This window comes from Streptomyces sp. F63 (assembly GCF_018070345.1).
Taxonomy (GTDB): Bacteria; Actinomycetota; Actinomycetes; order Streptomycetales; family Streptomycetaceae; genus Streptomyces.
Genome location: NZ_JAGPXX010000039.1, coordinates 33,125 through 55,280 on the forward strand (window position 1 = coordinate 33,125; position 22,156 = coordinate 55,280).

The following is a 22,156-nucleotide window of genomic DNA, read 5'->3' on the forward strand; positions in this document are numbered from 1 at the left end:
CATGCCCCAGCCTCGAGCCGTCGTCATCGGCGCCGGAATCGGCGGGCTCACCGCAGCCGCCGCACTGCACCGCCACGGCTGGTCCGTGACCGTCCTCGAACGCGGCGCCGCCCTGGAGCCCGTCGGAGCCGGCATCGCGCTCGCCCCCAACGCCCAGCGCGCGCTGGACGTCATCGGCGCGGGCGACGCGGTCCGCGCGATGTCCGCGTGGCAGGCGGACGGCGGGCTGCGGCTGCCCGGCGGCCGCTGGCTCTCCCGCACGACGAGCGCCGCCGCGGCCGAGCGGTTCGGCGGCCCGGTGGTGATCGCCCACCGCGCCGCCCTCGTCGACCTGCTCCTCTCCCGGCTGCCCGCCGGTTCCGTACGGACGGGGGTCGCCGGGGAGATCGCCGATCCCGGCGGCCCGGACCGTCCCGCCCGCGTCACCCCGACCGCCGCGGGAGCCGGCACCGCCGCCGGACCGGACACCGGGGGCGGCTCCGGCGACCGTGCCGGCGGAAGCGCCGCCACGGTGGCGGTCTCCGGTGCGGCCACGACCACCGGTACGGGGCCGGCGCTCCCGGCCGCCGCCCCCGCCGCGCTGAACGCCGACCTCGTCGTCGCCGCCGACGGCATCCACTCGGCAGCCCGGGGCGCCCTCTTCCCGGACACCCCCGGGCCCCGATACGCGGGGTTCACCGCCTGGCGTTTCGTCGCGCCCGCGCCCGAGCAGCCGTTCGAACCCCATGAGACCTGGGGCCGCGGCTGTCTCTGGGGAACGGTGCCGCTGCACGACGGCCGGGTCTACGTCTACGCCACCGCCGCCGTCCCGGCCGGCGGCAGGGCGGCCGACGACGAGCGGGCCGAACTGCTCCGGCGCTTCGGCGGCTGGCACCACCCCGTCCCCGCCCTCCTCGCCGCCGTCCGGCCGGAGGACATCCTGCGCAACGACGTGTACGCCACCGCCACCGCGCTGCCCGCGTACCACCGCGGCCGGGTGGCCCTCGTCGGCGACGCCGCCCACCCCATGACGCCCAACCTCGGGCAGGGCGGCTGCCAGGCCGTCGAGGACGCCGTCGTCCTCGCGCTCCTCACCGCCCGCGAGCCGTCCGGCGGCCCGTCCGGAACCGAAGGCCCCGGCGGCCCGGCCCCGGACGGCACCGCCCGCGCCCTGGCCGCCTATACGGAGGCCCGGCTGGACCGCACCCTGGACGCCGTCCGGCGCTCCGGCCGCGTCGGGCGGCTCACCACCTGGTCGTCCGCGCCCGCCTGCGCCCTGCGCACCGCCCTCTTCGCGGCCGTCGACAAGCTCGGTCCCCGCCTGGCCCTGCGCAGTCTCGACGGCATCGCCGACTGGAGCCCGCCGGGCCCCCCGTATGCTGACGGCCCGCGGAACCCTCCGGCCGCCCGGGGCCGGCGGAACCCGGGAGGACGGGAGTAGCGCCTTGGTGGACCACACGCCGCTCAGAGTCGGCTGCATCGGGCTCGGCGACATCGCGCGCAAGGCCTATCTCCCGGTGCTCGCCGCCCAGCCGGGCGTCGAACTGCACCTCCACACCCGCTCCCCGGCGACGCTGGCCCTGACCGGCGACAGCCACCGCGTCCCGGAACGGCAGCGCCACACCACCCTCGACTCGCTGCTCGGAGCCGCCCCCGACGCGGCCTTCGTCCACGCGCCGACCGCCGCCCACGCCGGGATCGTCACCCGCCTCGTCGAGGCCGGGATACCGGTCTACGTCGACAAGCCGATCGCCTACCACTACGCCGACTCCGAGCGGATCGTCCGGCTGGCGGCCGAGCGGCGGGTCAGCCTCTTCGTGGGCTTCAACCGCCGCTTCGCGCCCGGCTACGCGCAGTGCCGCGACCACCCGCGCGATCTGATCCTCATGCAGAAGAACCGGGTCGGCCTGCCCGAGGATCCGCGGACGTTCGTCCTGGACGACTTCATCCACGTCGTGGACACCCTGCGCTTCCTGCTGCCCGGCACCGCCGAGCACGTCGGCGTCCGCACCCGGGTCCGGGACGGGCTCCTCCACCACGCCGTGCTCGAGCTGTCCGGCGACGGCTTCACCGCCCTCGGCGTGATGAACCGGATGAGCGGCTCCGCCGAGGAGATTCTGGAGGTCTCGGGGCAGGACACCAAGCGCCAGGTGGCCAATCTCGCCGAGATCACCGACCACAAGGGCCAGCCCAGTGTCCGCCGCCGCGGCGACTGGGTGCCGGTCGCCCGGCAGCGCGGCATCGAGCAGGCGGTGCTGTTCTTCCTGGACGCCGTGCGCGCGGGGAGGCTGCTCACCGCCGAGGACGCCCTGGCGACGCATGAGCTGTGCGAGCGGGTGGTGACGGCGGCGTCCGGGCCGGCCGGCGGCGGGCCGGCCGCCGGATGACCTCGCGCACGGCGAACACGGCGAGCGCCAGCGCGGCTCCGTGGACGGCCCAGTCGCCCAGCCGCGCATACGGGCTGGTGCCCCGGGCGAGCGGCACCTCGTAGACCGCCGCCGTGCTGCTGTCCGTGCCGAGGCGGACACCGATCCGCTCACCGCGCGGCCCGTGCACCGCGCTGACGCCGGTCAGGGTCGCGTGCACGAAGGGCCGCCACGTCTCCGCCGCGCGCAGGGCCGCCAGCGAGGCGTGCTGCTGCGGGGCCCAGCTGTCCTGGAACGAGGAGGTCGCCGACTGGGCGATCACCACCTCGGCGCCCTCCCGGACCAGATGGCGGCTCATGTCGGGGAACGCCGACTCGAAGCACACCAGCGGCCCGATCCGCAGCCGCTCACCGGCGGGGCGCGCGGGGGCGGGGGTCTCCGTGACCACCGGGGCGGTGCCGCGGCGGCGGTCCTCCGTCGCCGCCCTGCCCACGAAGGTGGCCCAGCCGAGCAGCGAGCGGGCCGGAACGTACTCGCCGAAGGGCACCAGCCGCATCTTGTCGTAGCGTTCCCCGGTCACCCCGTCCGGGCCGACGAGCACCGAGCTCTTGTAGATCCCGGGGCGGTCCGAGCGGCGGGCGTCCACATTGACGAGAAGGCCGGCCCCCACCTCGCGGGAGAGCGCCGCCAGCCGCCGCTCCAGATCCGGGCGGTCCCGCAGGTCCCGCCCGACGCTGCTCTCGCCCCAGACCACCAGGTCCACCCGGCGCCCCGCCAGCCGGCGGGTCAGTTCGGCCTCCCGGTCGAAGCGCCGGTCCACGCTGCCCACACCGTCCACGATCCCCGGCTGCACCAGGCCGATGCGCGCCTGCCCGGCACGCTCCGGCACCGGAGCGGCCAGCCAGGCCGAACCGGCCACCGCCGCGCACACCAGAACGCCCGCCAGTCCCGCCCGGCGGGCACCCGGCACCGCGACCAGCACGGCGAGCGCGGTGTTCACCGCCACCAGCAGCAGGCTCACCAGCCACACCCCGCCGAGCGAGGCGAGACGCAGGGCGGGCGGCACCTGCCACTGCCCGGCGCCCAGCAGCCCCCACGGGCCGCCCAAGTACTCCCATGAGCGCACCAGTTCGACCATCAGCCACCCGGACGGCACCAGGACCAGGGCCGCCGCCACCGCGCCGGCGCCGGGCCGGCCGGACAGCAGCCGCCGCACCAGCAGCCCCCAGGGGGCCCACAGCAGTCCCAGCAGCCCGGCCAGCAGCAGGATGAAGACGTGCAGGCTCGGCATCAGCCAGTGGTGGACCGCCAGCAGGAAGCCCGTACCGCCCAACCAGCCGTCGAGCGCCGCGCGGCGGCCCGTGGGGGCGGAGCGGATCAGCAGCAGCCACGGCACGAGCGCCGCGTACGCCAGCCACCACAGCCCCGGAGCCGGGAAGACCAGGGCCGGGAACGCCCCCGCCGCGAGCGCGGCGGCCCCCCGCCACCAGGGGGAGCGGAGCGGACTCCCCTCGCCGCCGCCCGACACCCGCATGGAACCTCCCTCGTACCGGCCCGCTGCCGGTGTGCGGACAGTGTCCGGCACAGCGGCGGCGGGCGACAGCCCACCGTCCCCGTCCGGGTACCCCCGCCGCGAACGGATGGACGCCCCCGGACGCACGGCCGCGGAAACCGGCCCGTCCTCCCCGGCCGCCCCGCGGTGCGATGTCCCGGCCGGTGTCCGTTCACGGCCCGTTGCGCAGGGGCCGGCGCTCACGTCCCGGCGGGACTCAGGCCCGGTGACGGGGTATCGCGCTCCGGCAGCGCCCCGGACCGCGCGACGTCCGGCACCGGCAGGACCCGCCCGGCCACGGCCGGGACCCCGGCACCGGCGGGCGGGAGAGCGGCGGCCCGGCCCCGCTCCGCCGGGGACCGCCCGCCCGCCGCCTTCTCCTGGCGCACCGTGAGCACGACCAGGCCGTACACCGTGACCACGGACGCCGCGAGCACGAACGGCACCCCCGCCGTCCCGTAGCGGAAGCCCTCGCCGAGCAGGGCGATGCCGGCCGCCGAGGCCACCACCGGATTGACGACCGTCACCGTGGCCAGCGGTGCGGCGAGCCCGCCGTCCCGGTACGACGCCTGGGAGGCCAGCAGCCCGGCGACCGCCAGCACGGCCGTCACGGCGATGGCCGGCGCCCGCTCCAGCAGGGCCGCCGGGGTCCAGTCCGCGGCCACCGTCTTGGTGAACACGGAGGCGATGCCGAAGGCCACTCCGGCCGCCGCCGCCCGCAGCGCACTCCGCACGGCGGGCCGTCCGGTGCCCCGCGCGGCCACCACCAGCGACAGGAAGAGCACCGGGGCCACCACAGCCAGGGTCAGCTGGTCCCGACCGCTCAGCGCCCCGGCCGGCCGTGCGGCGGTCAGTGCCAGCAGTCCGGCCAGTCCGGCGGACACCAGCAGCGCACCGCGCCACCCGGTCCGGCCGGCCCGCCGTCCCACCCAGAGCGCGGCCAGCGGCAGCACGAAGACGAGCGTCAGCACGCCCAGCGGCTGGACGACGGAGAGCGGCCCGAACCCCAGGGCCAGCACGTGCAGCACCGAGCCCGAGCCGTTGAGCGCCACCGAACCCCACCAGCGGGCGCTCCGCCACAGCGGCTCCGGCACCGGCTGCCGGGCGGCCGCCGCCGCGACCCGCTCCTGGAGAATGGCCGCGGCCGCGTAGCAGACGGCCGACACGGCGGCCAGGACGACCGACGGCACCAGGCCGCTCATGCCGGCCGCTCCCGGAGCGGTCCGCCGTGCGCCTGTCCCCGTCTGCCGTTGCCGTCCACGCGCCAAGACTTCCGGGTTCCGGCCGTGTTGTCGTCGTCCTGCCGTGGTGACCGCGTGTACCGCCGGGGGAGTACGGCCGGGGCGCCGGTCAGCCCGGAGGGGGAGACACGACCCGGGAGGGGACGCCGGGGACGGCCCGCGGGGGACGCCGGAGGAACGCCCGGGAGGCGCCCCTACGTCTCCGTTCCGGGGCCGCCGGCCTCCGGGCCCGCCTCCTCCGTCCCGGTGCCGGAGCGCTCGAAGACCAGCGCGCCGTCGCCGACCGCGACCCGCACCCCGCCGTGCGGGCGCAGCTCGCCGCGGAGCAGCATCCGGGAGAGGGCGTTGTCCACCTCCCGCTGGATCGTCCGGCGCAGCGGGCGTGCCCCGTACTCGGGCTGGTAGCCGCGGTGCGCCAGCCAGTCGACGGCGTCCGGGGTGAACTCGACGCCGATGTCCTGGGCGTGCAGCCGCCGCCGGGTCTCGTCGAGCAGCATGTCGGTGATCTGCCGCAGCTGGTCGTCGGCGAGCCGGCGGAAGATGACCACCTCGTCGATGCGGTTGAGGAACTCCGGCCGGAAGTGCTCGCGCAGCGGACGCAGAACACGTTCCCGGCGCGCCTCCTCGTCGGTGTCCGCGCCCGGGGCGCCGAAGCCCAGGGAGGTGCCCTTGGTGATCGCCTCCGAGCCGAGGTTGCTGGTCATCACGATCACGGTGTTGGTGAAGTCGACCGTACGGCCCTGGGCGTCGGTGAGCCGCCCGTCGTCCAGCACCTGCAGCAGCACGTTGAAGACGTCGGGGTGCGCCTTCTCCACCTCGTCCAGCAGCAGCAGCGAGTACGGGTGCCGCCGCACCGCCTCGGTGAACTGCCCGGCCTCCTCGTGCCCCACGTAGCCGGGGGGCGCGCCGACCAGCCGGCTGACGGTGTGCTTCTCCTGGTACTCGCTCATGTCGAGCCGGACCATCCGCTCCTCGCTGCCGAACAGCGCCTCGGCCAGCGCGCGGGCCAGTTCCGTCTTGCCGACGCCGGTGGGGCCGAGGAAGAGGAAGCTGCCGATGGGGCGGTCCGGGCTGGCCAGTCCGGTGCGGGAGCGCAGCACCGCGTCGGCGACGGCGGTGACGGCCTCCTCCTGGCCGACGACCCGGTGGTGCAGATGCTCCTCCAGGCCCAGCAGCCGGTCCTTCTCCTCCTGGGTGAGGCTGCTGACGGGGATGCCGGTCTGCCGGGAGACGACATCGGCGATGTCCTCGACGGTGACCTCCGCGATCCGGCTGCCGGAGGGCTGCTTCTTCTTCTCCCGGCTCCGGCCGTCGGCGATCCGCCGTTCCACCTCCGCCATCCGGTCCCGCAGCTGCGTGGCGCGCTCGTAGTCCTCGGCCGCCACCGCCTGCGCCTTGTCCAGGGCGAGCTGCTCGGCCTCCCGCTCCAGGGCGCGGACGTCGGTGCCGCGGGTGGAGGAGCGCAGCCGGACCCGGGCGCCGGCCTGGTCCATCAGGTCGATGGCCTTGTCGGGCAGGAAACGGTCGGTGAGATAGCGGTCGGAGAGTTCGACGGCGGCCACCAGGGCCTCGTCGGAGTAGCGCACCTGGTGGTGCGCCTCGTAGCGGTCGCGCAGGCCGCGGAGGATCTCCACCGCGTCCGCGGTGTCCGGCTCGGGGACCATGAGCGGCTGGAAGCGGCGGGCGAGCGCCGCGTCCTTCTCGATGTGCCGCCGGTACTCCTCCAGCGTGGTGGCCCCGATGACGTGGAGTTCGCCGCGGGCCAGGGGCGGCTTCAGCATGTTGCTGGCGTCCATCGGGCCGCTCTCGGAGCCGCCGCCCGCGCCGACGACCGTGTGCAGCTCGTCGATGAAGACGATCAGCTCGTCGGAGTGGGCCCGGATCTCCTCGATGATCCCGGTCAGCCGCTCCTCGAAGTCGCCCCGGTAGCGGGTGCCCGCCACCACCCCGGCCAGGTCGAGCTGGATCACGCACCGGCCGAGCAGGACGTCCGGGACGTCGCTGTCGGCGATGCGCTGCGCCAGCCCCTCGACCACGGCCGTCTTCCCGACGCCCGCCTCGCCGATCAGCACCGGGTTGTTCTTGCCCCGGCGGGCGAGCACCTCGATGGTCTGCTCGATCTGCTCCTCCCGGCCGATCACCGGGTCGATCCGTCCCTCCCGGGCCAGCTCGGTGAGGTCCCGGCCGTACTTGTCGAGGTTCGGGGTGTTCCGCTCCTGGGGGCCGGGAGGGCTGGGGGCGTGCTCGGGGGCGCCCGGCGCCGCCGTCGCGCCGTGCTGCGCGCCGTGGTTGGGGTCGAAGTGCGCGGCGTCGAGGATCTGCCCCGCCGCGGAGTCCCGGTTGATGGCGAGGGCCATCAGCACATGCTCCGGACCGATGTACGAGGCCCCGGTGGACCGGGCGACGTCGTGGGCGTCCAGCAGGGCGCGCTTGACGGCCGGGCTCACCGACACGGTGTTCCGCGGCGGGCCCTCGTCGCTGATCCGGTCGATCTCCTCGACGATCTCGTCCGGGTCGGCGCCGGCCCGCGACACCATGGCGCGGGTCGGTTCGGTGGTGAGGGCGGCCCGCAGCAGATGCTCCGTGTCCAGGTCCGGGCTGCCGTGCTGGGCCGCGTACGTGGCCGCGCTGGACACGAGCCGCCTGGCCGGCTCGCTCATGAGGCGGCCGAAGTCCAGATACCGGGGACCGGGCGGCCGCCCGGCCGCGGCGGCGCCGAGGAAGCGCGCGAGGAAGTCTCCGATCGGGTCCCGGCCGTAGTCCTCCGGACCCGTGTATCCGCTGGTCATAGGCCATCCGTCCCGCCGGCCCGCCAGGTCGGGGCCGGTCTGTCGTCGATCAGTGCGGCTCCTGCGCGGGTTTCCCGCTCTGCCCCGCCGACACCTCCGCCGGGCCGCCGATCCCCGGTCCCCGCCCCGGCACGGAGCGCCGGTGCACGCCGCGGGGGCGGGGGCGGGCGGGGGCGGCCCTCTGCCGTGCCGGGGCCGGGCGTGGAAGAGTCCGTCCGGGCACCGCCGGCCGCCGGAACGGTTCCCGGACGCGGGCCCCCGGCCGGCGTGCCCGGCCCGGATTGCGCGGGCCCGGAGGACGTGCCCGTCCCGTGACGGCCCCGTTCCCTCCGCCCCCCGTACACCGGCGTCCGCCCCCGCCACCCCACCGCCCCCTCCCACACCCCCCACTCCCCAGGAGACCGTGATGAAGACCCCCAGGCCCCTCAGGAGCACCGGGACTCCGCGAGCCGCCCGGACACCCGCCGACCGCCGCACCCGGCGGACCGGGAGCGGGGCACCGCCGCCTCTCGCCCTCGCCACCGCCCTGCTCGCCGGGGTACTGCTGCCGGCGGCCACCGCCTTACCCGGTGCCGGCGGCTCCGCGCGGGCCGCCGCACCCGGCCCGTCCGTCCGGCTGATCTCGGACACCCGGCTCGACGACCGGGCCCTCTACTTCGTCTCGTACCACGGTCTCGTCAACAACAACTCCTTCCAGAAGAACGGCCTCCTCACCCACCGGGGCCACCAGTACGCCGCCTGGTACACCGCCGACCGCAGCGCCGTGATCGCCCGCCGCGCCCTCGGCACCACCGGCTGGCACACCCTGAGGCTCGACCACAGGCTGACCGCCGACGACTCCCACAACGTCATCTCCATGGGTGTCTCCGCGGCCGACGGCCGGCTGCACGTCCTGATGGACTCGCACAGCGGCGGGCTGTACTACGTCATGTCCGAAGCCGGCCTCATGAGCGAACCCGCCGCGCGGGCCTGGCGGCGGGACGCCCTGGGCCCGGTGCGGACCAGCCTCGGCGGGCTGCGCCTCACCGAGCAGTTCACCTACCCGCAGTTCATCGCCGCCCCCGGCGGAGCGCTCCAGCTCAGCTACCGTGCCGGGGTCTCCGGCAACGGCCGCAACGGCCTGGCCGAGTACGACGGCGGACAGTGGCGCGCACTCGGCGAGTGGAGCGGCTCCACCGGCACGTACACCAGCGAGCACGGCTCCAGCAGCACGCGCAGCATGTACCTGCACGGCATCGACTACAGCGCCGACGGCACCCTGCACGCCTTCTACACCTGGCGCGAGGGGAACGGCGCCGTCCTGCGCGCCGGCGGCGGCCTCGCCAACCACGACACCGGCTACGTCCGCTCCACCGACCGCGGCCGCACCTGGCGCACCGCCGACGGCACGGTCGTGGGCACCACGGGTGGCGGCGACCGGGTCGCGGTCGGCACCCCCGGCACCATCGCCGACGCGCTCGGTCCCGACCACGCGCTGATGAACCAGGAGAGCCAGGCGACCGACTCGCGGAACCTCCCGCACGCGGTCATCAGCCACGTCCCCGGCCGGTTCGGCCGGTGCGGCACCGACTACGTCCGTGACCGGGTGAACCACGGCCGCGCCTTCCACGTCCACCGCGACGCCGCCGGCACCTGGCACAAGACGGAGATTCCGGAGCCCCTGCGGTCCAGCCAGCGCACCAAGCTCGCCTTCGACCGCCATGACAACGCCTACGCGATCCTGCCCTTCGGCCGGATCGCCGCCGCCTCCGCCGCCTCCGGCTGGACCGACTGGACGGTCCTCCACGATGCGAGCGGGCTGAACGCCTTCGGTGAGGTGGTGCTCGACGAGACCCGGCTCCCCCAGGACGGCGTGCTGTCCTTCCTCTACCAGGAGAGGTCCAGCGGAACGGCCCCCTCGCCCCTGCACGTCATCGACTTCGCCCTGCCCGGCTGAGCGCTCCCGGCCGGCCCGGCCGGCCCCGGCCGGACGGCGGAACCACGGCCCGCCCGGGGCGCGCCCGCCCCGTGGTCGTGAGAGCGTTGACGGGCGGGGCGGGGGTACCCGCACCGTACGGCGCGCCCCCCCCCGTGCGGGCACGACACAGCCGGTCAGGCGAAGGAGCGTCGCGTCATGACCCTGCTCGATCCCCAGGCCTGGAGCGGTCTCGGCTGGACCGGAGGCTGGGAACGGCTGTCCGGCGGCGAGATCCCGATCAAGGAACCGGCCACCGGCGAGGTCCTCGGCAGCTCCGGGTTCGCCGACGCCTCCGACATCGGCCGGTCGGCCGAGGACGCGGCCGCGGCGCAGCCCGCGTGGGCCGCCGCCCCGTTCCACGAGCGGGCGGCGGTGCTGCGGCGGGCCGGTGACCTCTTCTACTCCCGGGCCGGGGAGATCGGCGACTGGCTCGTCCGGGAGGGCGGCAACGTCCCCGGCAAGGCGGAGTTCGAGATCCATGTGGCGGCCCAGGAGTGCTACGAGGCCGGCGCCCTGGCCTCCCGGCCGCCCGGGCAGCTGCTGCCGACCGAGGTGCCGCGCCTGTCGTTCACCCAGCGCGTGCCGGTCGGGGTCGTCGGCGTGATCGCCCCGTTCAACGCGGCGCTGATCCTGGCGATCCGCTCCGTCGCGCCCGCGCTGGCCCTCGGCAACGCCGTGGTGCTGAAACCCGACCCCCGCACCCCGGTCAGCGGCGGGTTCGCCATCGCCCGGGTCTTCCAGGAGGCGGGGCTGCCCGCCGGGGTGCTGCACGTGCTGCCCGGGGCGGCCGAGGCCGGCCAGGCGATGGTGGAACACCCCCGGGTGCCCGTCATCTCGTTCACCGGCTCCACGGCGGCCGGGCGGGCCGTCGGGGAGAGCGCGGGCCGCCACCTGAAACGCGCCCATCTGGAACTCGGCGGCAACTCCGCCCTGGTGGTGCTGGAGGACGCCGACCTCGACGCGGTGATCTCCTCCGCCGCCTGGGGTTCCTTCTTCCACCAGGGCCAGATCTGCATGACGACCGGCCGCCACCTGGTCCACGAGTCCGTGTACGAGGAGTACGTCCGGCGGCTCGCCGCCAAGGCCGAGTCCATGACGGTCGGGGACCCGGCCCGGGAACCGGCGGTCCACCTCGGCCCGCTCATCGACGCACGCCAGCGGGACCGCATCCACGGGCTGGTGAACGACAGCGTGCGGGCGGGTGCGCGGCTCGCGGCCGGCGGCACCCACGAGAACCTCTTCTACCGGCCCACCGTCCTCGCCGACGCCGGCGACACCCCCGCGTACGACCAGGAGGTCTTCGGGCCCGTCGCCCCGGTGCGGTCCTTCCGGGACGAGGACGAGGCCGCGGCCCTCGCCGCCGCCTCCGAGTACGGCCTGTCGCTCGGGATCGTCACCCGCGACACGGCCCGCGGCCTGGAACTGGCCCGCCGCATCCCGACCGGGATCGTGCACGTCAACGACCAGACGGTCAACGACGAGGCCGTGGCGCCCTTCGGCGGGGTGGCCGCCTCCGGCACCGGCTCCCGCTTCGGCGGCGACGCCAACCTCGACGCCTTCACCAGCCTCCGCTGGCTCACGGTCCGCTCCACGACCGCCACGTATCCGTACTGAGCCGCAGCGGGACGGACGACGGCCCCGCCCGTCCGGCCGGGGCCGGACGCACGGGGCCGTCGGATGCCGCCCCCGGGCCTCAGCCCGCGCCGTTCCCGGCCCCGCGGAGCCGGACCGGCAGGCTGCGGTGGCCGTTGGAGATGAAGGACGCCACGGGCCGCAGCTCGTCCGCCGCGCAGCCCAGCTCCAGGTCCGGGAAGCGCTCGAAGAGAGCCGGCAGCGCGATCTGCGCCTCCAGCCGGGCCAGCGGAGCGCCCAGGCAGAAGTGCACGCCGTGCCCGAAGGCGAGGTGCTCCTTGTCCACCCGGCCGAGGTCGAACCGGTCCGCGTCGGCGCCGTGTGCCGCGGGGTTGCGCCCGGCCGCCGCGTACGCGGCGAGGATCGCGTCCCCCTTCTTGATGGTGACGTCACCGGCCCGGATGTCCTCGACCGCGTAGCGCAGCGGCAGGCTCGCCACCGGGGACTCCACGCGCAGTGCCTCCTCGATCACGTCGTCCCAGGAGGCCCGGCCCTCGCGGACCAGGGCCCGCTGCTCCGGGTGGGTCAGCAGCAGGTGGATCGCGTTGTCCAGGAGGTTGACCGTGGTCTCGTGCCCGGCACTGATCACCAGCAGCAGGGTGTCGATCAGCTCCGGCTCGGTCAGCCGGGAGCCGTCCTCCTCCCGTGCGGCGATGAGCAGACTGGTCATGTCGTCGCCCGGCTCGCGCCGCTTCAGGGCCACCAGTTCGCTGAGCAGCACATGGATGCCCTCGAAGGTGGCGGCCACCTCCGCCGCGTCCGCGGTGGTGTTGAAGATGCTGTCCACGAGGGTGCGGAACCGGTCCCGCATACCCTCGTCCTCGACGCCGAACAGCTCGCAGATCACCTGGATGGGGATCGGGTAGCAGTACTCCTCCCGGAGGTCCGCCACTTCGCCCGCCGGCCGGTCCGCGAGCTGGTCGAGCAGGCCCGAGGCCAGTTCCTCGATCCGGGGCCGGAGCGCGGACGTCCGGCGGGCGGTGAAGGCCGGGGCGACGAGCTTGCGCAGCCGCCGGTGGTCGGCACCGTAGGCGGTGAACATGTTGGTCACCGCGACCCAGGTGAACAGCGGCCACTCCGGGGTTATCTCCCCGTTGATCCAGGCCGGCCAGTGCTGCCGCGGGTCCTTGGAGACCCGCGGATCGGTCAGCAGTTCCTTGAGCAGGACGGGGTCACTTACTGCCCACGCCACCACCTCGCCAGGGAGTTCCACCAGCGTGACCGGCCCCCGCTCCCTGATGCGGGCTGCCTCACCGTGGATGTCGCTGCCGGAAGGATCGATGACGACGGGGCGGGTTGTGGTGTCCATCCACTGTCTCCATTTTTCTTGTCCGCGACCGCGGGTGAGGCGACCGGGGGGAAACGAACCGGAAGAGCGGCCAGCGCCCGGTGGAAAGGCCCCGGACGCCAACTCAACTGCTCTACCCCGACTGCGAGTTCGACATCCGGAAGACGATCGAGAAGTTTTTCCACCGCGACGGCCGCGATCAGCCGGGCGGGGTCCTTGGCGGGGCAGCCGTGCGGCCCGGCGCTCCACGCGAGATGCGCGCGGTTGCCGCCGCGGCGCTCGGAGACCAGCGTGGGATCGGTGTTCGCCGCGGCCAGGCTGACGAGCACGGGTTCTCCCGGGCGCAGCGTGTGGCCGCCGAAGTCCTGTTCGTGCAGCGGGTAGTGGACGCAGTAGTTCGCCATGGGCGGGTCGTGCCACAGCACCTCGTCGAGCGCGTCCTCGACCGGCATGCTGCCGCCCGCGAGATCGCCGGCGAAGCGGTCGTCGGAGAGGAGCAGCAGCAGGCCGTTGCAGATGAGGTTCTGCTGCGGTTCGGTACCCGCGCCCATCAGCAGGACGAGCTGCTGCATCATCTCCTCGTCGGTGAGCGCCGAGGGATGGGCCATCATCCAGGACGTCACATCCGGTCCCGGCTCCGCCCGCTTGAGGGCCACCAGCCCGGCGACGCCCTCCAGGAGGGTCTGGTTGGCCTTCTCCGCGTCGGCCTCCGAGTCGAAGATCCCGGACATGCCCTCGACGAGCTTGGCACCGATGTCGGACGGGCAGCCGAACAGCCGCTCGAAGACCAGCAGCGGGAGGCGGGCGCCGTACTCGGCCAGCAGATCGGCCTCGCCCCGGGGGCCGAAGCGGTCGATGAGGGTGTCGGCGCTGTGCTCGACGTAACCGCGCAGGGCGTTGGGGTCCACCCGGTCGAGGCTGTCGGTGATCGCTCCGCGCAGCCGCGCGTGCTCGGCTCCGTCGGTCCACAGGGCGTTCGGCCGGTACATCATCATCGGGACGACCGGGCTGTCCGGCGGGACGGTCCCGTCGGCGAGGGCCCGCCAGCGCCGCGGGTCCTTGGAGAACCGCTCCGGGCTGCGCAGCACGTCCAGGGCCCCCTCGTAGGAGGTGACCAGCCATGCCTCGACGCCTTCGGCGAGTTCCACCGGGGCGACGGGGCCGTAGGTCCGCAGCCGCGCGTAGGCGGCCGCCGGGTCGGCGGCGAACTCGGGGCCGTAGAGACGCTCGATCCCGCTGCCGGCCCCGCCGGCGGCCGGCTTCGCGCCGGTCCCCCCGGCGTGCGCCGGGCAGCCCGGGGGCGGGGCCTGGGTGTCGGACCCGGATGGATGAGTGGTCACATGTGCTCCTGCGCGAGACGGGTCTGGAGGTACTGGACGAGTGCGATCAGGGCGTGCGTGGAGGAGATCCGGTCCCGGGCGTCACAGGTGACCAGGGGCGTCTCGGGGAGCAGGTCGAGGGCCTCCCGGATCTCCGCGTCGGGGTAGGAGGGGGCGTCGTCGAAGCGGTTGACCGCCACGGCGTAGGGCACGCCGTGCTCCTCCAGGAGCCCCATGACGTCGAAGGACTGGTCGAGCCTGCGGGTGTCGGCGAGCACCAGCGCGCCCAGCGCGCCGTGGGTCATGTCCCGCCACAGCCGGGTGAAGCGCTTCTGCCCGGGCGCCCCGAAGAGGTACAGCACCAGCTCCTCGCTGAGCGTCAGCCGGCCGAAGTCCATGGCCACGGTGGTCGTGGACTTCTCCGGGACCCCGGCGAGGTCGTCGACGTGGGCACCGGCCTCCGACAGCGTCTCCTCGGTGCGCAGCGGCCGGATCTCCGAGAGGGTGCCCACGAAGGTGGTCTTGCCGACGGCGAAGTGCCCGACGACCAGGATCTTGGCCGCGGTGCTGACCGTATCCGGGAGATAGACGTGGTCAGAGGCGAGCGCGGAGCCCATCGAGCACCTCCTGCAAGAGCTGGGCCTGGGGGAGTTGAGCCTTGGGGACGGGAGCCCGGGTGGTGATGTGGCCGCTGTCGATCAGATCGCTGAGCAGCACCTTGACGACGCTGACCGACAGTTCCAGATGGCCCGCCACCTCGGCGACCGACAGCGCGCCGCCGCGGCAGAGCTCCATCAGCCGCTTCTTCTCCGGGCTCAGCCCGCCCAGCGGCCGGTCGTTCATCGCCATGACGAGGGTGACGAAATCCAGCGTGTTGCGCGTCGGGTGCGCGCGGCCGTCCGTCACCACGTACGGGCGTACGAGTCCCCGCTCCCTCCTGCGGGGCGGGCTCACGCCGGGCCGCCGGCGTGGGACACCGCGTCGTGCCGGGGCGGACTGGTCAGCTCCTTGCCGAGGCGGTCGACGAGCTTGTGCATGCGGTAGGTGACGGCCTCCATGTCCACGTCCGGGGAGGCGGAGACCGCGAGATAGGCGCCCGTGCCGGCGGCGATCAGGAAGACGTAGCCGCTGGAGAACTCGACGAGGGTCTGCTGCCACGGGGATTCGTCCCGGGCGCAGAACTCGGCCGTGCTGCGGCTGATCGACTGGAGTCCGGAGAGGGCCGCCGCCTGCCGGTCGGCCTCGTCGCGGGTGATGCCCTCGGAGTGGGCCCGGAGCATGCCGTCCGCGGAGAGCAGGATGGCGTGCCGGGCCTCCGGCACCTTGAGGACCTCGTCGAGCATCCAGCCCAGTTCATTGGCCGTACGGGGATTCATCGCTGGGGGGTCCCTTCATCATCCGGGGAGGAGAGACGGCCGGAACGGGTGCCGCGAGCGAAGGCACCCATGCGGGAAGCGGTTTCCTGGGCCGGGCGGGCCGGGGGCGGCTCGGCGCCCGGCTGCGCCACGGGGGCACGGGTGGCGGCCACGTGCTCCGGTACGGGCTCCCGGCGCCGGCGCTTGGGCAGGCCGAGGGCCGTGGAGGCGGGTGCCGGCTCGGGGTCCTCCGGTTCCGCGGGCGCGGCCGGGGCGGGGGCCGGTGCCGGAGCGGGTGCCGGGGCAGCGGGTGCGGGCTCGGCGGTCACGGCGGCCGGCGCGGGCCCCGGGCCGGCCGCCGCGGGACCGGTCTGCTCGCCCGCCGCGTCGGGGGTCTCGGTGATCACGCTGGTGAGCAGCTCCTTCGGGAGGAACAGCACGGCCCGGACACCCCCGTAGGGTGACTGCGTGTCGACGGACACGCTGAACCCGTACCGGGCCGCGAGAACGCCGATCACGGCGAAGCCGAACTGGGGCGGGTCGCCGAGCCGGTTGATGTCGATGTCCTGCCGGCCGGAGAGCAGCAGGGTCGCCTTCTGGATCTCCCGGTCGTCCATGCCGACGCCGGCGTCGTCGATCACGATGGCGGTGCCGTTGTGCGCGGCCCGGAGCGTCACCTCGACCTGGGTGTTGGGCTGCGAGTGGCGTGCCGCGTTGTCGAGGAGCTCGGCGACGGCCAGCACCACCGGTTCCACGGCCCGGCTCACCACGGCCAGGTCGACCTGCGCGTGGACCTCCACCCGGCGGTAGTCCCGGATCCGGCCCTTGGCGCCCCGGACGACGTCGACCAGCGAGGAGGCGGCCCGCTGCCGTCCCGGCCAGGACCCGCACAGCACCGCGATGCCCTGGGCACGCCGGCCGAACTGGGCGTTGGCGTGGTCGATCTCCAGCAGGTCCTGGAGAACGTGCGGGTTGTCGTGGTGGTCCTGCATGTCGGTGATGGCGAGCTGCTGTTCGTTGGCCAGCCCCTGCAGCGCGCGCATCGAGGACTTGAGCGCGGCCTTGGCCGACTGGTCGGCGCGGGTCCGGGCCCGGTCGGCGGCGCCGGTGAACAGGTCGATCACCGTCTGCAGGCTCTCGGCGAAGGAGGTGCCCTCCAGCCGGTCGTGGAGCAGCCCCGGCATGGGGCCCGGCTGGGCCCCCGAGGATTCCATGGCGGGGAGGCGGACCTCCACCAGGTGCCGGGCCTCTTGGTCACGGGCGCGGAGACCGTCCTCCAGTGCTGCCGCGTGCCTGCGCAGAGCCTTGGTGATCCCCCGCTGGCGGACCAGCAGGACCAGGGCGGCGAGCAGACCGGCGACAAGGCACCAGAAGACCACCTCCGGTGCGTATTGAGTCATCGGATCCTCGTTGCTTTGGGGGCGAGGGAAGACCGGGGGAGATGCGACGACGGGAGCGCCGCCGGTACGGGACCCGTCCGGATCCGGACAGGGGGCACCGGCGGTCGGCACACGGGACACATGAGCCCCGCTGTCGGCGTCCGCCACGGAAGCGTGATGTGTTCATCATCTTAATCATGGATCGACATGCCAAGTGGCCAGGGGTTTTGTGAAGTTGGCGTGCAGACGGACCGTGACGGGCCGTGCTCCGGCGAGGGCCTGAACAGCCGCCCGCGGCCCGGTTCCGGGGGCGTCACAGAGGGATGATCCGGACGGTTCCGGGAGGAATACCGGCCACATCCGGAAGGTCACCTTCCGGTGATGGTCACGGACGGCGAACCCGCGGCGCGGCCGTGCCGGCCGGTGTGACGGGGGACACGGGGACGCACCGCCGGAGACCCTCTGCGGGCCTGCCCTCCCGGACCGGGGATACTGCGCCCATGCGCATCGACTTCGATCCCGCCGCCCTCGGCAGGAATCCGTTCTACAAGTTCATGAACGCGGTGGTCGTGCCCCGGCCGATCGCCTGGGTCTCCACGACGTCGGCCGACGGCGTCGACAATCTCGCCCCGCACTCCTACTTCACCGTCTCCTGCATCGACCCGCCGATCGTGCAGTTCACCTCCGTCGGCCGCAAGGACTCCCTCAACAACGTCGAGGCGACCGGTTCCTTCGTGGTCAATCTCGCCCCCGAGCACCTCTTCGAGCAGATCAACGCCACATCCACCGACTTCCCGCCCGGCATCAGCGAGTTCGACGCCGTGGGCATCGCCCGCGAGCCCAGCACGCGGGTCAAGCCACCGCGGGTGGCCGCCTCCCCGGTCGCGCTGGAGTGCGAACTGCACAGCACCGTCCGGCTCGGGGACAGCACGGTCGTCTTCGGCCGCGTGGTGCACGCCGCGGTCTCCGACAGCGTGCTGGTCGACGGGCACCCCGAGGTCACGAAGCTGCGGCCGCTCACCCGGCTCGGCAAGGACGAGTGGGGAACCATGGGTGAGCTGCTGGAGATCACCCGCATCCCGTACGCCGAGTGGCGCGCCGACCCCGGCCGCTCCGGCGGGGCCGGCTGACCGGCCCGGGCGCCCCGGTACGGGCCCGGACGCGGAGGGGCCGTCCCGGGGCGCTGTGCCCGGGACGGCCCCGCCCCGCGGGAGCCGGCGCGGCCGGCGGCACTCAGCCGCCGTGCACCAGCTCCATGTAGCGGTCCCAGTCCCAGTGCGGACCGGGATCGGTGTGACTGTTGCCGGGCACCTCGGTGTGCCCGACGATGTGCTCGCGGTCCCTCGGAATGCCGTGGGTGTCGCAGAGATGAGAGGTCAGGGCGGCCGAGGCGCGGTACATGGCGTCGGTGAACCAGGTGGCGTCGGCCACGTAGCCCTCGTGCTCGATGCCGAGGGAGCGCGGGTTGGCGCCGCGGGCGTGCCAGGCGGTGTCGCCGTCCCGCACCGTCTGCGTCACCTCACCGTCCGAGGAGCGGACGACGTAGTGGGTGCTGACCCGCGAGGCCGGATTGCGGAACCAGTCGACGGTACCGGCGTACGTGCCCTGGGCGACATGGATGATCACCCTGTCGATCGCGGCCGAGCGGCCCTCGCGGTAGTTGCCGCGGTGGGCGGGGACCCAGCGGGCCGGCGGGTAGTCCGGGCCGCGGGTGTCCGGCTCCCCGGACGGCCCGGTCTCCGGTGCGGGCGGCGGCACGTCCGTGTAGCGGCCGCGTTCGGGACGCACCCGCTGCCCCGGGGTGACGACCGGTTCCCCCTCGCTGGTGCGGGCCCGCACCCCCTCCTCCAGGATCCGGTAGACGGTGTCGGCGTAGAAGCGGCCCAGCCGGAGGTCGTCCGGGCTGCCGTACCGGGCGACGGCCGGGTACCAGGCGGCGGTCCGGTCGCGGTCCCGCTCGTCCACGCCGGTCCGGTCCGCGTACGACTCCAGCACGGCGGCACCGCCGCGGATGTTGGCCGCGGCGTCGTGCCGCAGTTCCCGCCCGGAGGCGCCGGTGAGCCGGGCCGCTTCCTCAAGGGTGTGCCGCCGGGGGCTGCTCACCAGGTGCATCACCCCGTATCCGCCGGCGTGGCTGGGCTCGCCGTCGTGCCCGTCCAGCCGGGTCTCCCCGAAGGCGAGGGCCACGAGCAGGTCCCGTGGCACGCCGAACTCCTGTGCGGCCCGCGAGAAGGCCGTGTTCACGGGACCGGGGCCGGTCCCCGGAGCCGCGGCGGCGGAGGGGGCGGCGAGGGCGAGAGCCGTGGCGGTGGCGATGCCGAGCAGGGCCTTGCGTCCGCGTTTCCGCGGGAGGGTGCCGGGATGCATGGGGGGTTCCTCTCTGTTCACCGTCCCGGCGGGGGGAGAGGCGGGGCCCGCCGGTCCGGTCGGCGCGTGCGGCCGCGCCAGGGACCTGACGGGAGCATTAGACGAGGGCGTACCGGCGATCCGGAGAAGGCCACGCGGTGGGGCGGAGCCCATGTCACGCGGGTGTACGCGCCCCGGGCTCCCGAGGGCGGGAGCGAACGTGCCGCGGGGACGGGGCGGGACGTCCCGGGCCGGGGGCGCCGGGGCGGCGGAACGGGCCCGCCGGGCCATGCCGCCGGGCCCGTTCCGCCGCTGCCGGCCGGCTCTTGTGGGCCCACCAGCCGCTTTCGCCGTCCGGCGTCATCTGGCGGCAGGTGAAGCCCTTCTCCAACTGCTTCACCACCTTCTGGCAGGTCGCCTTGTCGTACGGCCCGTAGGCCTCGGACTCGTTCGCGTGGGCCGCGGGGGCGCGCAGCACCGCGGCCGCGGCGGTCAGGGCGAGGGCGGCGAGGGGGTGGCTCGTTGCACTGGATGCGACCCCATGTGCCCCGGGAGTTGTGTCGAGCATGGTCACATCCAACTCCTCCTGGCGGCAGGCGAGTTGGGCCGGACGGCGCCGCGCGCCTCCTCGCCTCAGCCGGCGGACTCGCCCGCGAGCGGGTCGAGCGCGCCGGTGGCGATCAGGGCGAAGAGGACGGCGCCGAGGGCTATCCGGTAGATCACGAACGGCATGAAGCTCCGGGTGGTGATGAACTTCATGAACCAGTTCAAGCGTCGAGGTCCTGAGCCGCTTTGACCTGCTGTTTCCACCACTTTTCAAGATCGAAACAGAGAGCAGTGGGAGATGGCACTTTCCAGAGCTCTCCCTCGCCGGCCACGAAGCGCAGCCACCTGGTTTGCAGCGAATCGGCAATCTCCTGCTCCATGGTCAGCCTCGATGCGTCAGCGGTGATCGCTGTTTCTTGAGGTGATCAGTTCAACCCCAAGAGTGTCGGGCGAGGTCGTCGCGTGTCGCTGCGGCTGCGCCGGGGTTCCACGGGCCCGGAGACTGCGGGTTCCCTCCGTTCTGGTCTTCGGACCGTTCTTGAGATCGCTCCAGAACGGTTCACGAGATCCCGTCCGATCATTTCGACCGGACGGGATCTCGTCGTTTCTGGGCTTGCTAGTGCCGCATCAGGCAACGTTCGCCCTGTCGACGACGGCGCGTAGCCGCCGGTCGTCGGCATGGCGGTTTCGCCAGATGATGTAGCGGCGGATCATGCTGCCCTGCTCCTTCTCAAGCAGGGCAACGACGCCAAGCTGAAGCTGGAGCAGAACAGCGGCGGGACCGTCGTGGCGGACGGCGTGAAGCTGGTCCGTGACACGTCCGGCGAGACGGACTCCGAGAAGAAGTCCTTCACCTACGCCTACGACGTCAACGGAAACCTGACCTCGATCGACGACACCTCGTCCGGCGCGGAGATCGACGCCTACATGATCGACTACACCGGCCTCAACCAGGTCCAGAAGGTGACCGAGGCGCTCGCGGGCCAGGAGAAGAAGGCCACGTCGTACACGTACGACGCCAACGGTCAGCCGGAGACGGTCACGCACCCCGACCAGTTCTCCCAGTACACCTACGACCTGCGCGAGCTGGTCAAGACGGTGTCGGTCGGCAAGACCGCGGCGGACGCCGCGCCGAAGGTGACGTCGTTCGCGTACACCGACCGCGGCCAGAAGCTGAAGGAGACCAAGAACAACAAGAACACGGTCGACTACACCTACTACCTCAACGGTACGGTCAAGACGACCTCGGAGAAGAAGCCGAACGGCACCCTCGTCTCCTCGCACACCTACGCCTACGACCCGAACGGGAACAAGGCGCAGGACGTCGCGAAGAAGATGAACGCCGACGATCACTCGGCGTATCTGTCGTCGACCACGGACTACACCTACGACCCGGCCGACCGGCTCGCCAAGTCGGTCAAGACCGGCACCGGTGCGGGTACCGAGACGTACGTCCACGACGACAACGCCAACGTCATCAGCCAGTCGGTCAAGGGCACGTCCACGACGTTCGATTACGACCGCAACCGGCTGCTCTCGGCGACCGGTGGTGGCGCGACGGCGAACTACAACTACGACCCGTTCGGTCGTCAGGAGTCGGTCACTGCGGGCGGCCAGGTCATCGAGCGGAGCGTGTACGACGGCTTCGACCACGTAGTCGAGTCCCAGAAGATGGACGAGACAGGCGCGCTGAAGTCGACGAAGTACACCTTCGACCCGCTCGACCGCACGGCGTCCAAGACGGCCGACGGCAAGACGACCGACTTCACCTACCTCGGCATGTCCGAGGAGGTACTGGGTGAAGAAGTCGCCGGCGAGCTGACGAAGTCGTACCAGTACAGCCCGTGGGGCGAGCGCCTCTCGCAGGTCAAGCACAACACCGACGGCACCAGCGAGGACGGCTACTACGGCTACAACTCGCACACCGACGTCGAGACCCTGACGGACAAGGACGGCAACACCAAGTCCACCTACGGCTACACCGCCTACGGATCGGACGACGAGTCCGAGTTCACCGGCATCGACAAGCCTGATGCGGCCGACCCGACGAAGGAGCCGTACAACTCCTACCGCTACAACGCCAAGCGGTGGGACGCCGGTTCGGGCACGTACGACATGGGGTTCCGCGACTACGACCCGGGGCTCAACCGCTTCACCACCCGGGACATGTACAGCGGCGCCCTCGCCGACATGCGCCTCGGGGCTGATCCCTACACGGGCAACCGTTACGCGTTCACCGGTGGCAACCCCGTCACCTTCGTGGAGATCGACGGTCACCTTCGGGCCTGTCAAACGAGCGGTGTAACCGGGGTGGTTGGGGTTACTGGCGGGCTGCGGAGAGTCGGCCGTCGAAGGTGATGTCGAATGCGTTCAGGGCGGTTTTCCAGCGCATGGTCCAGCGGGCTTG

Annotated in this window: 18 protein-coding genes and 2 pseudogenes; 6 read left to right on the forward strand and 14 right to left on the reverse strand. The window is 73.4% G+C overall.

The window, feature by feature from the left end:
* Position 1 precedes the first annotated feature (1 nt).
* Positions 2-1,420: an FAD-dependent monooxygenase gene (locus KBZ10_RS26325; protein WP_210990232.1), complete on the forward strand. Its 1,419-nt coding sequence runs from the start codon at positions 2-4 to the stop codon at positions 1,418-1,420.
* Positions 1,421-1,424: 4 nt separating this feature from the next.
* Positions 1,425-2,366, forward strand: coding sequence for a Gfo/Idh/MocA family protein (locus KBZ10_RS26330; protein WP_247703019.1), 942 nt, complete (start codon positions 1,425-1,427; stop codon positions 2,364-2,366).
* On the opposite strand, the gene lnt is transcribed toward KBZ10_RS26330, so the two are convergent.
* From lnt to KBZ10_RS26345, 3 genes are all read right to left on the reverse strand, one after another.
* On the reverse strand, positions 2,272-3,879 hold the full coding sequence (gene lnt / locus KBZ10_RS26335; RefSeq protein WP_210990234.1) for an apolipoprotein N-acyltransferase: 1,608 nt from the start codon (positions 3,877-3,879) through the stop codon (positions 2,272-2,274). The two genes, KBZ10_RS26330 and lnt, sit on opposite strands and share 95 nt — an antisense overlap.
* A gap of 218 nt (positions 3,880-4,097) precedes the next feature.
* Positions 4,098-5,099: a DMT family transporter gene (locus tag KBZ10_RS26340; protein WP_210990235.1), complete on the reverse strand. Its 1,002-nt coding sequence runs from the start codon at positions 5,097-5,099 to the stop codon at positions 4,098-4,100.
* Positions 5,100-5,332: 233 nt separating this feature from the next.
* A complete protein-coding gene (locus tag KBZ10_RS26345) occupies positions 5,333-7,927 on the reverse strand; it encodes an ATP-dependent Clp protease ATP-binding subunit (protein WP_210990236.1) in 2,595 nt (864 codons plus the stop codon).
* 406 nt (positions 7,928-8,333) lie between these two features.
* Between KBZ10_RS26345 and KBZ10_RS26350 the strand changes: the two genes are divergently transcribed.
* Entirely contained in the window at positions 8,334-9,863 is a 1,530-nt protein-coding gene (locus KBZ10_RS26350; RefSeq protein WP_210990237.1) for a BNR repeat-containing protein, read from the forward strand.
* Between the two features lie 177 nt (positions 9,864-10,040).
* Complete coding sequence (locus KBZ10_RS26355) at positions 10,041-11,498, forward strand: benzaldehyde dehydrogenase (protein WP_210990238.1); 1,458 nt, start codon at positions 10,041-10,043, stop codon at positions 11,496-11,498.
* Positions 11,499-11,577: 79 nt separating this feature from the next.
* On the opposite strand, the gene KBZ10_RS26360 is transcribed toward KBZ10_RS26355, so the two are convergent.
* Genes KBZ10_RS26360 through KBZ10_RS26385 form a run of 6 tightly spaced genes read right to left on the reverse strand, consistent with a single transcriptional unit; the run spans position 11,578 to position 16,878 of the window.
* A complete protein-coding gene (locus KBZ10_RS26360) occupies positions 11,578-12,711 on the reverse strand; it encodes a cytochrome P450 (RefSeq protein ID WP_307847611.1) in 1,134 nt (377 codons plus the stop codon).
* On the reverse strand, positions 12,693-14,144 hold the full coding sequence (locus KBZ10_RS26365; protein WP_307847610.1) for a cytochrome P450: 1,452 nt from the start codon (positions 14,142-14,144) through the stop codon (positions 12,693-12,695). Before KBZ10_RS26365 ends, KBZ10_RS26360 begins: the two co-directional genes overlap by 19 nt.
* The gene (locus KBZ10_RS26370; RefSeq protein ID WP_210990240.1) at positions 14,141-14,740 is read right to left on the reverse strand and encodes an ATP/GTP-binding protein; all 600 of its coding nucleotides are present in this window, start codon (positions 14,738-14,740) and stop codon (positions 14,141-14,143) included. The genes KBZ10_RS26365 and KBZ10_RS26370 overlap by 4 nt, the downstream gene beginning before the upstream one ends.
* Positions 14,718-15,032: a DUF742 domain-containing protein gene (locus KBZ10_RS26375; RefSeq protein ID WP_307847612.1), complete on the reverse strand. Its 315-nt coding sequence runs from the start codon at positions 15,030-15,032 to the stop codon at positions 14,718-14,720. The genes KBZ10_RS26370 and KBZ10_RS26375 overlap by 23 nt, the downstream gene beginning before the upstream one ends.
* 41 nt (positions 15,033-15,073) lie before the next feature.
* Positions 15,074-15,499 (reverse strand): roadblock/LC7 domain-containing protein, encoded by a 426-nt coding sequence (locus tag KBZ10_RS26380; protein WP_030544724.1) that lies wholly within the window; start codon positions 15,497-15,499, stop codon positions 15,074-15,076.
* Positions 15,496-16,878, reverse strand: coding sequence for an ATP-binding protein (locus tag KBZ10_RS26385; protein ID WP_210990242.1), 1,383 nt, complete (start codon positions 16,876-16,878; stop codon positions 15,496-15,498). Before KBZ10_RS26385 ends, KBZ10_RS26380 begins: the two co-directional genes overlap by 4 nt.
* Before the next feature lie 479 nt (positions 16,879-17,357).
* Between KBZ10_RS26385 and KBZ10_RS26390 the strand changes: the two genes are divergently transcribed.
* Positions 17,358-17,987 (forward strand): flavin reductase family protein, encoded by a 630-nt coding sequence (locus KBZ10_RS26390; RefSeq protein ID WP_210990243.1) that lies wholly within the window; start codon positions 17,358-17,360, stop codon positions 17,985-17,987.
* A gap of 103 nt (positions 17,988-18,090) precedes the next feature.
* Here the strand turns inward: KBZ10_RS26390 and KBZ10_RS26395 are convergent, their stop codons facing one another.
* From KBZ10_RS26395 to KBZ10_RS30390, 5 genes and pseudogenes are all read right to left on the reverse strand, one after another.
* A complete protein-coding gene (locus KBZ10_RS26395; RefSeq protein WP_210990244.1) occupies positions 18,091-19,224 on the reverse strand; it encodes an N-acetylmuramoyl-L-alanine amidase in 1,134 nt (377 codons plus the stop codon).
* A gap of 154 nt (positions 19,225-19,378) precedes the next feature.
* Complete coding sequence (locus KBZ10_RS26400; protein ID WP_210990245.1) at positions 19,379-19,777, reverse strand: hypothetical protein; 399 nt, start codon at positions 19,775-19,777, stop codon at positions 19,379-19,381.
* A gap of 59 nt (positions 19,778-19,836) precedes the next feature.
* Positions 19,837-19,974, reverse strand: a complete 138-nt coding sequence (locus KBZ10_RS26405) for a UDP pyrophosphate phosphatase (RefSeq protein ID WP_210990246.1) — start codon at positions 19,972-19,974, stop codon at positions 19,837-19,839.
* Positions 19,971-20,129, reverse strand: a complete 159-nt coding sequence (locus KBZ10_RS26410) for a hypothetical protein (RefSeq protein WP_210990247.1) — start codon at positions 20,127-20,129, stop codon at positions 19,971-19,973. Before KBZ10_RS26410 ends, KBZ10_RS26405 begins: the two co-directional genes overlap by 4 nt.
* Positions 20,130-20,376: 247 nt before the next feature.
* Positions 20,377-20,478: pseudogene (locus tag KBZ10_RS30390) on the reverse strand (transposase); the annotation flags it as partial.
* Positions 20,479-20,481: 3 nt separating this feature from the next.
* Here KBZ10_RS30390 and KBZ10_RS26415 point away from each other — a divergent pair.
* Positions 20,482-22,050, forward strand: a pseudogene (locus KBZ10_RS26415) (RHS repeat-associated core domain-containing protein); the annotation flags it as partial.
* Positions 22,051-22,156 lie beyond the last annotated feature (106 nt).